Source organism: Nocardia speluncae NBRC 108251 (assembly GCF_001613245.1).
In the GTDB taxonomy this organism is placed as follows: domain Bacteria; phylum Actinomycetota; class Actinomycetes; order Mycobacteriales; family Mycobacteriaceae; genus Nocardia; species Nocardia speluncae.
The window spans coordinates 464,849-477,382 of sequence record NZ_BDBZ01000007.1 but is presented as its reverse complement, the minus strand read 5'-3'; the positions used below and the strand labels follow the sequence as shown (position 1 = coordinate 477,382).

Here is a 12,534-nt window from a genome sequence, read left to right as displayed (position 1 = left end):
AAGGGAGCATTTCAGTATGTCGCCGGACACCTCTGGCCTCGATATCCAACACGTCAAGGCCAGCGATGGTCGTGTACCCCAGGCGCGGGGGCTGGCGACGCGCACGAAGCTGTTGCAGTCGACATCCGCGTTACTTCAGGTGCACAGATATCACGACATCACGGTAGCGGATATCGCCGGCGAGGCGCAGACGAGTACCGCGACGTTCTATCAGTACTTCCCCGATATAGCCTCGGCCGCACTGGAACTGGTCAGGCTCGTCATCGACGAGGGGGGGCGTATGACCAAGATCGTCCGGGAAACCGACTGGAGCGGGCCGTCGGCGTATACCGGCTCCGAGGCCCTCGCATCCGAATTCCTCTCGTTCTGGGCAGAGCACATGGCAATACTGCGCGTGCTCGACCTTTTCCTCGCCGAAGGGGATCGGCGCTTCTACGAATTGCGACTCCGGTTTCTCAGCGAGGTCACCGACGAGATCACCCATGCCGCCGGCAGGTACCGCACGCACAGCGGTGAAGCCGGCTCGGCGGAGCCGCGAGCCGTCGGAGCAGTTCTGGTGTCGATGCTCGCACACGTCGCAGCACATCAAACGGGGATGCAGACCGAGGGCATCGCCACCGCAGAAACACAGAAGGTCATGGCACAGATCATTCATCATGCGATCACGGGCAGGTGAGTGCTACCACCACACGAGCTGACGAACGACGAATTCCGAGGTGAGCGACGAGACCCGCTTCTTCGCCACGGCATGACGCGTCGCCGTCACGGCGACTTCACAGTCGTCCGGTCGGGCGCTGTTCCTGTTGTACTGCCGGCAACTGCGAGCGCGCACATAACTGTGACCATCATCCATCCGGTGGCCGACGTGTCGAAGACGCTGAGCAGGTAACCCGCGATCATCGCACCGAAGGCGACCGCACCGTCGGTCAGCATCGACACCATCCCGACCGCCCGACCCAATACTTCTTCGGGAATCCGTTCCACCCGAAACAAAGTCAGTGCGATATTCACCACGACACCGACCGCGCCGATTCCGAACCACGCCGCACCGACCACCAGCGGATGTGGGCTCAGCGCGACGGGGATCAGCAATACTGACCAGCACCACAGCGACCACCGGTACAGCTGCTGCGCGCCGAATCGCCTCGCCAGCCCGGCCGCAACAGCGGATCCGATGATGCCACCCACTCCGGCGGCCCCCAGCACGACGCCGGCCACCCAGACCGGCTGCTCTGATCGTTCGATATCGACGATGGTCAGAAGGATGACGACTTGAATGACGATATTCGACAATCCGCTGATCACCGTGGAACTGCGGAGAAAGGGCTCGCTGAAAACCAGATGAGCCCCGGTCCGCAGCGTCGCCGGGGTGGATTCCGGTGACCCGCGATCGCGGCGCGGCCGCGCCGGGGCAACCTTGATCGAGGCCAAGGTGCACAGGCAGACCAGATAGGTGACGGCGTCGGCAACGAACGGCACCCATCGGGCGAGACCGTAAGCCGCGGCGCCGACGGCCCGGCCGATGACCAGGGCGATCGGTTGTTCGGCCTCGAAAAGCGAGAAGGCCGTCGGCCGTTGAGAGATATCGACGATATCGCGGATCATGGCCAGTTCGCTCATTCCGAAGAAGACGAAGGCGGTGCCCTCCACGAACGCAGCGGCTATCAGTAGCAAGCCCGGCTCGGGCAGATCGAGCACGATGACCAGCCACGCCGAGCAGGCCGCGGCGAGTCCAGCTGTCTGACAGGCGATCATGATGGTCCGGCGATCCCACCGGTCGGCCGCGATTCCGGCCGGGATCTGGAATATCAGGGCGGGGAGTGAGATCGCGAATCCGACCCAACCGGCGAGAGCCGCCGACCCGGTTATCGCAAGTGCCAGTAGTGGGTAGGCGATGCGGACCCCGTGGAAGCCGATGAGCGATATCGCATTACCGGACCACAGCAGTACGAAATTCCGGTTTCCGAAGATACCGGAACCGGTCACCGGCCCGTCGCGGTCTGTAGGTCGGCCCGTATCCGGGATTCGATATGCCTGATCAGCTTTTCGAGGTCGGCGCAGTACACCGAGGGGTTCCGGAACCCGCTTCCGGCACGGTAGCGATGTGCGTAATGTCCGGCGCCGCAGACGCGGTGGATCGGACAGGCTCGGCAGCCCTCACCCAGTGCCTCGATACCGATCTGCCGGGCGATCACCGCGGGTTCGTGAACCGCCCGGTCCAGTGCGTTCCCGCGGGTTCCGCCCTCGATCCGGGCGGCGCCTGCGAAGGCGGACTTCAAGGCGTCGACCTGTTCCAGGCTGCCATCGGTCTCGATCACCGCAAGCTGGACCGGCGCGAGTCCCACCGATTCCGAGGCGCCGGTGCCGCCGAACAGCAACTCGATCACCTCGTCGAAAAGCCTGATGCGGGTTTCGGCGACCGGGGCGCCGTACCATCGATCGAAGATCGCGATGAGCCAATCCGCGTACGGTGTCCGGGACTGATCCGTAGTCCGTCCCGGGGGCGGGGTGGTCCAGTTGCCGTGCGGTAGCAGCAGATCGAGGGCGGGCGGTGCGAAGTCGACAAGGGCCGCGTAGGTGTCGAGTGGATCATTGGCGATATCGATCGTGCAGAGCAGGCCCGAGTACAGGTGCCGATACGCCGGCTGGTTCAGGAGTTGCAGTCCGGCAGTGACATCGGCGTAGCTGCCGGCGCCCCGCCGGTACTTCCGGTGCCGGTCGTGGCCGCGCTCGTCACCGTCGAGGCTTACGCCGATCTGCACGTTGTGCCGAGAACAGGTATCGAGGAATTCGGTGTCGAGCAGGACGCCGTTGGTCTGCATTCCCAGCCGGATTCGCGTGGCCGGTTCGACTATCTCACGGGCGCGTCGCGCGAAATGCTCCAGCGACGCATGCCCGACGAGCAGCGGTTCGCCGCCGTGGAGGACCAGGCTGACCTCGGGTACCTCGAATTGTGCGGCGTGGTCGCGGATCATGAGGCAGGCGTAGTCGAAGATCTGATCCGACATGGTTTTGGGCTGGTCTTTCCAGCTCTGATCGGACATCTCGTAGACGTAGCAGTAGTCACAGGCGAGATTGCAACGGCTGTGGATCTTCATGACGAACTGAGTGAACGGCAGACTCTGCCGACGGGCCTCGCGGATCGCTCGCGCATGCCGCTCGCCGGCCGGCCACTCGTCTGCCGCTGGGCCCTGGGTGAATTCCACGCTCGAGTTCATACCGACTTCCTCGCCGTTTCCGGCGTCCGGAGCCCCGGCGCGGGCGAGCGCCGGGGCAAGCTGGACAGGGTTCAGGCGCCCGGTTCGATGAACGAGCTGAAGTTGCCCTTGTTCTCGATGAAGGAGCTGAAGTTTCCACGTTTCCGTGCATCCGAGGAGGCCAGGTGCGCCCGTAGGACATCCGGCACGGAGGTCGATCCGGTCCACTGGCCGCCGAGCTCGGCGAGGCCGGCACCGACGGGGGCGCCGACGGGGAGGGTGAGGAGGGGCATAATATGCCTTTCTGTGGGAACTGCTGGACGGCCCGCGCCGGTCCATAAACGCACAGTTGTTACTGAGCGGCGTGGAAATGGGTGAGGCTGCCCGAATCGGTTGGGGCCCATCCGCGGCCGGGAATCCTTGTGGTGTCCGAGAGTCTGCGATGTAGCGCCCGCCGATAACGCTACGGCGATACCCCTGGCGGCGGTATCGGTCATACACCCGGTCGCCGGAGCGGTTGTATCGGACTGTTGACCGGCTCCGCCTCAGACATTCGACGGATCGTCGAGGCCGAGAGGAAGCCGGGCCAATGCTCGTCGATTGCTGACACCGAGTTTGGGAAAGGCTCGGTAGAGGTGATGAGAGACAGTCTTGGGGCTGATCTGCAACCGGGCGGCGATCTGCCGGTTGGTTGCCCCGCCGGCAGCGAGGCGCACGACCTGTAGTTCTTGCGGAGTCAACTGTGCGGACGTGGCGCCCGCGTGACTTCCTGTCCCCTCGCCCGCGGCACGCAGTTCCGTTCGCGCTCTATCGGCCCAGGATACGGCACCGAGACGTTGGAAAGTGCGCATTGCCGCATGCAGTACTGTGCGCGCCTTCAACGTGCAGCGCTCACGTCGCAGCCATTCGCCGTAAAGGAGACCGGTGCGGGCATGGTCGAACCAGCGGTGCGCCTCGGCGTGCAGGGGCAGTGCCTGGGCGAATGCGGCGCCGTCCTGCTCGAGCAGTCCGCGGCAACGCAGGAGCTGGGCTTCGATCCAGGGGGCGGAGTTGGCGGCGAACCAGCCTTCTAGAAGTGACATCGGTTCGGCAGCCTGCGCCGGGTCGCAACGAGCTGCCGCCTCGATATGATCGCTGATCAGGGGAATCCAGCAGCCGATAGCCCGGTCTCGATGGTCGGCCGCTGCTTCGAAGTGGGCCATCGCCGCCTCGTGACGTCCGTAACCCAAGTCGAGAAGGCCCAGCGCCCACCGAGCGTTCACCGAACTGGTCGTGTCGAAGCGAGAAGCTGCCCCGGGAAGGCTCTCCTCGGCCAGTTTTCGGCAGCGGTCGCGCTCCCCGCGCACGGCGGCGAGGACAGCCAGGCCGGCACCGGCGCGACCGGCGCGGTCGGGCTGGCCGATTTCCTGTGCCGTCCGCAGACTCTCGGAAAAGGCCGCTTCGGCCTTCTGGAAGTGGCCGAGCAGTGTTTCGGCGGTGCCGAGTGCGATACCGACGAGGGGAAGACGCCCCGCCATTCCGTGTTCGCGGCACTTCGTGTTCAGTTCGACCAAATAGGTGCGCGCATCATCGACCTCGCCCGCGCTCATCGCCTGCACGGCGAGAACGAACCGGATCGAATGGTCCTCGGCAAACCGAGCCCGGCCGAACCGGACGCCGCTGCGGACGGTTCGAACCGCCTGCGCTCGGTCCCCATCACCACCGTGCAGAGCGATCTGGCCGTCCAGCACAGCCAGGTATCCGTCGCGTTCGGTACCGAGGGCAAGGGTGTGCAGTGCGGCCCGAGTGCTGAGCATCCTGGACGGGTCCGGGTCCGGCCACACAGCTCCCGCCGCGTAGATGTGCATTCGTGCCGCAGCATCCGGATCCGCGGAGTACAGGTGTGCGGCGTGGGTGAATGCGTCGTACGCGCCGCGCGGGTCACCCTGAGCGGAGAGAATACGGCCACGCGCCGCGGACAGGCGCGCACCGACCGCGAAATCGACCTCGCGTGACGCAATTTCAGCTGCCAAGCCGAGGGCTCGGGCCGTCTGCCCGGCTTCGATATTGGCCTCCAAGGCCGTCAGAAGCCGGGTGTGACGATCGTTCTGGGCGGGTGAGAGGCGGCCCGCGTGTTCGGAGGCGAGTGCCGCGCGCCGATAGTCGGTGTTGCGCCGCGCGCTGTCGGCGACCGCGTCCAGAGCAGCCGCCGCGGTTTCGTCGGGCGCTGTCGCGGCGGCGGCCAGGTGCCAAGCCCGCAACTCCGGGTCGTCGATACTCGCCGCAATGGTGGCGTGGATGAACAGCCGCATGCTGTACGGAGCCATCCGATAGGCCGCCGCTCGTTCGAGCGGATGCCGGAAAGTGATCGAAAGTCCCGAAATATTGACAACGCCGACTCGTTCCGCGGCATCCAGCGCTGCGGCGGTGGAACCGAGTTCGGCGAGTACCTGCACAGCGACGGTCAGGCTTCCACTGCAATCGGCGGCTACTACCAGCAGGGCGAGCCGGGTGTCTTCGGGTAGGGCGGCGAGGCCGCGTTCGTACTCGCATTGCAGGCGGGCGCTCAGCGCCAGCGGTCCCAGCGTCGGGAAATCGCTGTTCGCGCCGGGCAGTTGAAGCAGGGCCGACGGGTTGCCTGCCGCGGTGTCGAGAACTCGTTCACGTGTATCGGCCGGTAGCCCGGGCATCCGCTCGACCAGCAAGGCTTTCGATTCGTCTCTGCTCAGTGGCATCAGCTCCTTCTCGGGAAGTCCGTGGGTGTTGCCTCGGGCACGGGATGTCACGAGTACAGCCACCCGGTGCGCGATCAGCCGCCGGGTAGCGAAGGCCAATGCGTGGATCGAGGGCTGATCCCACCAGTGAGCGTCGTCGATCAGCAAGAGCACCGGGCGTTCGGTCGAAAGCCTCGACCAGAGCGCGAGGAGCCCGAGGCCTACCTGGTGGCTGTTGTCGTCCTGCTCGAGTGGGTCGGTGCCACTCGCCGTAGCCGAAGCTGCGCGGGTGGGTTCCGGCACTGTCCCTGCCGCGTCCGGTATCGGCGCGAGCAACTGATGCAGTCCGCCGTACCGCAAGCCTGCTTCACGCTCGGTTCCGCAGCAACGAAGGAGATTCCAGTCTTTTCCGAACGTGTCGGCCACATGGTCCAGCAGTGCGGTCTTGCCCTGGCCGGGTCCGCCTGTGATCAGCAGCGAATTGCCGCGACCTTCTCGGCTGTCGTCGATGAGTGTTGTGATCTGTTCGATGACATCATCTCGACCGTGCAGCACGCGGCCAACCTATTCTTCCTGATCAACGGCTCATCGCTCGCGCCGCGGCAGCCGGACGAGGTGAGAAGCCGGTCCGGCCGGGATATCGTGCGAATCGGATCGTCAACGGTCGGTGAGTGCCGCCAGGAAGAAGTTACGGGCGGCCCCGGCCGCCCGGGCGAACCGCTCACCGCACACCGTGTCAGCGGGACTTCCAACTCATCACGCATCCCGACCACGCCTTCCATTACGTACCGGTGCGTAATGGAAGTTACCTTCGCGGGTATTGCAACGTCAAACCCTGGAGCTGCCGATGCTCACAGAGGCCCACGTGCCGAGCGCGGAACGCACCGCGTGCTGCACGAACTCGCCGCCGGGCTTACGACTCCGACCCGGATAGTCGAGCGGCCGAGCCGCATCCGGGAACCGATGCCAGTACGGCCCTCGAGGTTCACTGCTGTCGACAGATCGAGCACACGGGCTGCGCTGGTTGCTGGAGCCGCCATCGATCCGGCCGTGGCGGCCGCGTCGCGCCCGAGCGCCGGGTGGCCGCCCAGTTTCTGGACGCAGCGACGATCTGGTGTTCGCACTGGTGAGGATGCTGTTGCGCCGCATCAGCGACGGCCGCCGACCGGATCGCCGATATACGGAATCGACGCCGCCACGATGCACGGACTCACCGATAGCCATTCATGGGCAACATATTACGATGCCGAATTCACCAATTCTATTGGCCTGAAACAACTCCCGGTATCATGCCAGCATGCCCACACAACGAACGGCAGGCAGCCCCTCGCCAGGCCGAAAGGGATACACCGCAGCACCACGCGGAGGAGCCACGCGTTGAGCGATACAGCTTCGGGTTCGCCGGGGGAATCCTCGATCGCGCACAAGCCCCCCGTGACTGTCGGCCCGCACGCTCGACTGGATACCCCCTCGTTCGCGGCCGATCCGCACCGCACCTACGAAGAGATGCGGCGTCACGGCCCGCTGGTGCCGGTCGAGCTTTGCCCGGGTGTGCCGGCGACGCTCGTGATCGGCTACCAGGTGGCAATGCAAATCCTCAACGACGAGCTCCATTTCCCTGCCGACCCACGCCGATGGGAGAAGAACGCTCCCTCGGACTCCCCGATGTTGCCGATGCTGGGCTATCGCCAGAATGCCCTGCGAACCGCCGGTGTGGAACACGAGCGTTACCGGCGCACCATCATCGCGGCGCTGGACACCGTCGACCTGCACAAGGTTCACGACACAGTCGCTCGCGCCGCCGACGCGCTGATCAACAACTTCTGCGAACGCGGCACTGCGGACCTTCGAACGGACTACGCGTATCCGTTGACCTTCCGCGTCCTCAGTGAACTCATGGGATTTCCCGAGGACGCTGCGGCCGCGGCTTACGAAGGGATGGCGGCGATGCTGGAGGGAGTCGGCGCAGAAGAGGGGCAGCAGCGATTCGTCGAGGCACTGATCGGAGTTGTCCAGCAGAAGCAGGCCGAACCGGGCGACGATCTGACCTCGGAGCTGTTGAAGCACCCGGATGGGCTCGATGCCATGGAAATGGTGAATCAGGCCGCTCTCCTGTTTTCGATGGGTACGGAGCCGACCTGCAATCTCATCCTCAATGCGTTGCTGCTGTTGATGACCGACGATCAATACGGGGGTGAACTCCTCAGCGGCGCCATATCCACCCGCGACGCGATCGATGAGGTGCTGTTCGAGGATCCGCCGCTGGCAAACTGGTGCGTGAGCTATCCCAGGCAGCCGCAACTCGTCGGCGATACGTGGCTGCCTGCCGATCAACCGGTGGTCGTCAGCTTGGCCGCGTGCAACAACGACCCCACCGTTGTCGGCGGTGACCGCAAGGGCAACCGGTCGCACCTCGCCTGGGGAGGCGGCCCGCACGGCTGCCCGGCCCAGACCCTTGCCCAGACAATCGCCGCGCAGGGCATCGACCTGCTGCTCGACGCCCTGCCGGAGATCCACCCGCAAATATCTGCGCAGCAACTACCTTGGCGGCAGGGACAGTTCCACCGCGCATTGGCAGCACTGCCGGTTCGGTTTCCGGCGTGCCCGCCGATGCGTCTCGTCTGATAGACCTCACCCGATCGAAACCACTCGACCAGCACTGAATCCGGACACGGACACGGGTCTCGGCGGGTCCGGAAACAGGAGAGCCGCCCGGGTGGCGGGCGCGGTGCGGCGCCCGCCACCCCCGGTTTTCGGTCACTGCGTCAAAGTGAAACCGTCGTAGCCGTCGGCGGCGACCTGGTCGCATTTCTCGCGATATGCTCCGACGCCACCGATGTATGCGTACATCACCCTCGGCTTGCCCGGCACATTCGATCCCACGTACCAGGAGTCCACCTTCGGATAGAGCGTCATATCGCCGGCTTCGCCGACATGCCGCGTCCATTCCTGCTCCGCGTCGCTCTCGGCCTCCATGGTCGTGACGCCCGCGGACCGCATCACTTCGATCGCGTCCGTGATCCAGTCCACATGCTGCTCGATCGACACCGCCATGTTGGACAGGACCGAGGGGCTCCCCGGTCCGGTGATCGTGAAGAGGTTCGGAAACCCCGCCACGGCGAGACCGAGGTAGGTCACCGGGCCGTCGGCCCACTTCTCCCGCAGTGACGCACCACCCCGGCCGCGAATGTCGATCGCCGCCAGCGCACCGGTCATCGCGTCGTACCCGGTGGCGTAGATGATGTCGTCGAACTCGAAACTCTCGTGTGTCGTCTCGAGGCCGGACGCGGTGACCGCGGTGAGTGGGGTCGCGGCGGCGTCCACGAGCCGCACATCGTCACGATTGTAGGTTTCGTAGTAGTTCGTACCCAGAACCGGGCGCTTGACGCCGAACAAACCGGAAGGCTGAAGTAGCCGGGCGACGGCCGGATCCGACACGATCTCGGCAATACGATCCCGGATGAATTGGGCGGCGGTCTCGTTGGCGACTTCGTCGGTGAGCGTATCCGTGTATCCGGTCAGCATGCTGACCAGCTCGCTGTCCTTGTCTTCCCATACCGAGCGGTAGAAAGCATTTCGCTCGTCTTCGCTCACCTCGAGCGCTCCCGTGGTGGCAACGGGTCGCGCGATACCGAACGACGATTCCCGGTTGGCCTTGCGCACCTCGCGATAGCGCGACTTGATGTCACGCTGGAATTCGGGATCGATGGCGTGATTGCCGGCGGGCAGGACATAGTTCGCGGTCCGCTGGAACACGGTGAGCGCGGCCGCCGCCTCGGCAACGAGCGGAATCACCTGTACCCCGGAGGAACCCGTGCCGATCACCGCAACCCGCCGACCGGTGAAGTCGACGTCCTGCTCGGGCCAGTTGCCGGTGTGGAAGCTGCGGCCCCGGAACGTCTCGATACCCGGAATTTCCACCATCTTCGGCGCCGACAGGCAGCCCGTCGCCATGATCGCGAATCGCGCCGAGACGGCGTCGCCACGATCGGTCGTGATCCGCCACCGCGCGGCGGCGTCGTCGTAGACCGCGCTGGTGACCCGGGTCCGCAACTGCACGTCCTTACGCAGATCGAAACGATCCGCGACGTGGTTGATGTAGCGAAGCAACTCCGGCTGCGGCGGCAGCTTCTCCGTCCACTCCCACTCCTGCTCGAGCTCCGGGTCGAAGGAGTAGTTGTAGTACATGCTTTTCACATCGACGCGTGCGCCCGGGTAGCGGTTCCAGTACCACGTGCCGCCGAGCCCGCCACCCGCTTCGTACACCTGCACCGAGAGTCCGAGTTCGCGCAATTTGTGCAGCATATGGAGGCCGGCGAGGCCGGCTCCGACGACGACTGCGTCGATCTCGCGAGCCTCCTTTCCGGTCGGGATTCCGGAATGCTGCGAGGTCGTTGTCATCGTGGGATCTGCCTTTCGATGAGACGCTGCGGACGGGACACAGCGGTTCGGTTCAACTACATGGCGAGCCGGCAGCTGCCTGGTCGAGGGTGACTGGGCGTGATGCGGTCGGACGCTGCCGACGACTACGCCGCAGAAGTTTCTGTTCCCTCCCTCAAATCGCTCCAGCTCGGTTGATGTCACGAGCTCATCGGTGCGCGGAGGCGACTCGCCGAGCTTCAGTTTTCCCGGACCGGTGTGGTTGCCGGTCGGCGAGACATCATTGCGCGCGTGCGCGTTTCGCACACTACTCCGTGAACTATCTTGCCGGACAACATAAACGCGAGACGGTCGGCGGCACGGTCACCATCGTGGTCGCGGCCGAGGGCCCGGGTTTCGGAAACCGGCTCAGCACCGCAGGTCATCGCGAGGGCACCGCGCGGCTGCTGAGTGACGGCCGACAGTCACTCGATCCCGACGTGCCGCGTGATCGAGATCCGAGGTATGGGTCCCGGCTGTCCCGCTGTCCAGGAATCCTTCCGCGGGGCCCGGGGCCCGACCCTACAGTCCGGCCATGTCGATCACCCTCGAAAACAAGATTGCCGTCATCACCGCAGCGGGCCATGGAATCGGACGTGCCAGCGCCCTCGAGTTCGCGGCAGCCGGCGCCACCGTGGTACTGGGCGACGTGGACGGCGATTCGGTGTCCGGTGTGGCGGGCGAGATCGCGGCAGCCGGTGGGCGGGCTCTCGCGATGCCGTGCGACGTCACCTCCGCGGAGCAGGTCGGCGCCCTCGTCCGCGCGGCCGAGGAGACCTATGGCAGGCTCGATATCCTTTTCAACCATGCCGGCGGATCCCGCGTAGGCCCGCTGCACGAGGTGTCCGTCGAGAGTTACCGGCATATCGTCGATCTCAACCTCGGTTCGATGTTCTACGGTGTCCGCGCAGCATTGCCGGTCATGATCGATCAGGGCGGGGGCACCATCGTCTCGACCACGTCCGGCGCCGGGCTCGGTGCCGTTCGAGGTCTCGCCGTGTACGGCGCCGCGAAGGCCGGGATGATCGCGCTGACTCGCAGTATCGCCGCGGAGTACGGCGGTCTCGGCATCCGCGCCAACGTCATCTCCCCCGGGTCGATGGACACTGCGGGATTCCGGGGCTGGCTCGACACACTGCCCGGATCGGACCGCGACTACTTCGAGCAGATACCGTCGGGTCGCCTCGGCGCCGCGGAGGACATTGCCAGGGTTGCGTGCTTCCTCGCCAGTGACTATTCGGCCTACGTGAACGGGGTAACCGTACCGGTCGACGGGGGAACGGCCGGGTTGCTGGCGATCCCTCACGTATGAGCACGGCCGCCCTTCGGCAGCACATGCTGCCGAAGGGCGGCGGGCCCGCACCGACTCCCGGAACCTTCAGTCTGCGGGCATCGGGTCTTTGCGCGAACGGATGAACGAGGAGATTTGTTGCGCGACTTCGGGCCGGCAGACCAGCAGGTCGGGCAACAACACATCGGCCTGGTTGTAGCGCAGCGGCGAACCGTCGGCACGGCTGGTGTGCAGCCCTGCGGCACGCGCCACGGCGACGGGTGCGGCCGAGTCCCACTCGTACTGGCCACCCGCGTGAACGTAGGCGTCCGTCAGATTGCGGACGACCGAGATCGCCTTGACACCAGCGGAACCCATGGGCACGAGTTCTGCACCGAGTTCGCCGGCCAGTTCGGCTACGAACGCGGGCGGGCGTGAGCGGCTGACCGCTATCCGCAGCGGTCCCGGCGTGCGGGCGGCGACTCGCGGCGGAATATCTGTCGCGTAGGTGATTCCGGCAGCCGGCAGTGCGACTGCCCCGGCCACCAGGTTCCCGCCCTCCCACAGGGCGACGTGGACCGCCCAGTCCTGCCGGGGCGGCTCGGAGAACTCTCGCGTTCCGTCGACCGGATCCACGATCCAGACCCGGTGCGCCGCTGTCCGCGCCCGGTCGTCGCGCCCCTCCTCGCTGAGCACTGCGTCATGGGGGCGGTACCGCGCAAACAGCTCGATCAGCAGGTCATGTGCGGCGGCATCACCTGCGTTCGCGAGGGCGGATCCTTCCAGGCCGGTGACGCGCACCCGCAACAGCAGATCACCGGTCCGCTCCGCCAGCCAGCGCGCGAACGTATCGTCGCCTCCTGCGACGCTGTCCGGGCAAACAGGCAGGGCGGTCATCGAGCAATCCCGATGTGTGTCCGGCCGGGTGAGATTGCACCGGCGAGCAACCCGGTTC

Annotated in this window: 9 protein-coding genes; 3 read left to right on the top strand and 6 right to left on the bottom strand. The window is 65.6% G+C overall.

Annotated features, from left to right (window positions below; genetic code table 11):
- Positions 1–16 precede the first annotated feature (16 nt).
- Positions 17–676: a TetR family transcriptional regulator gene (locus tag NS6_RS11585; RefSeq protein ID WP_068040424.1), complete on the top strand. Its 660-nt coding sequence runs from the start codon at positions 17–19 to the stop codon at positions 674–676.
- Positions 677–762: 86 nt separating this feature from the next.
- Here the strand turns inward: NS6_RS11585 and NS6_RS11580 are convergent, their stop codons facing one another.
- The 4 genes from NS6_RS11580 to NS6_RS11565 form a co-directional block, all read right to left on the bottom strand.
- Complete coding sequence (locus NS6_RS11580; RefSeq protein WP_068040422.1) at positions 763–1,986, bottom strand: MFS transporter; 1,224 nt, start codon at positions 1,984–1,986, stop codon at positions 763–765.
- Positions 1,983–3,218, bottom strand: a complete 1,236-nt coding sequence (locus NS6_RS11575; RefSeq protein ID WP_068040420.1) for an FxsB family cyclophane-forming radical SAM/SPASM peptide maturase — start codon at positions 3,216–3,218, stop codon at positions 1,983–1,985. The genes NS6_RS11580 and NS6_RS11575 overlap by 4 nt, the downstream gene beginning before the upstream one ends.
- Before the next feature lie 71 nt (positions 3,219–3,289).
- Complete coding sequence (locus NS6_RS11570) at positions 3,290–3,490, bottom strand: hypothetical protein (RefSeq protein ID WP_068040419.1); 201 nt, start codon at positions 3,488–3,490, stop codon at positions 3,290–3,292.
- Positions 3,491–3,742: 252 nt separating this feature from the next.
- Complete coding sequence (locus NS6_RS11565) at positions 3,743–6,445, bottom strand: AAA family ATPase (RefSeq protein WP_068040417.1); 2,703 nt, start codon at positions 6,443–6,445, stop codon at positions 3,743–3,745.
- A 645-nt stretch (positions 6,446–7,090) separates the two neighbouring features.
- Here NS6_RS11565 and NS6_RS11560 point away from each other — a divergent pair.
- Complete coding sequence (locus tag NS6_RS11560; protein ID WP_245669253.1) at positions 7,091–8,515, top strand: cytochrome P450 family protein; 1,425 nt, start codon at positions 7,091–7,093, stop codon at positions 8,513–8,515.
- Positions 8,516–8,647: 132 nt separating this feature from the next.
- Here the strand turns inward: NS6_RS11560 and NS6_RS11555 are convergent, their stop codons facing one another.
- A complete protein-coding gene (locus NS6_RS11555) occupies positions 8,648–10,291 on the bottom strand; it encodes a flavin-containing monooxygenase (RefSeq protein ID WP_068040413.1) in 1,644 nt (547 codons plus the stop codon).
- Between the two features lie 553 nt (positions 10,292–10,844).
- Between NS6_RS11555 and NS6_RS11550 the strand changes: the two genes are divergently transcribed.
- Complete coding sequence (locus NS6_RS11550; RefSeq protein WP_068040412.1) at positions 10,845–11,621, top strand: SDR family NAD(P)-dependent oxidoreductase; 777 nt, start codon at positions 10,845–10,847, stop codon at positions 11,619–11,621.
- A 66-nt stretch (positions 11,622–11,687) separates the two neighbouring features.
- Here the strand turns inward: NS6_RS11550 and NS6_RS11545 are convergent, their stop codons facing one another.
- Positions 11,688–12,476 carry a 3'(2'),5'-bisphosphate nucleotidase CysQ gene (locus NS6_RS11545; RefSeq protein ID WP_068040644.1) on the bottom strand — a complete coding sequence of 263 codons (789 nt, stop codon included), beginning with the start codon at positions 12,474–12,476 and terminating at the stop codon, positions 11,688–11,690.
- Between the last annotated feature and the right edge of the window lie 58 nt (positions 12,477–12,534).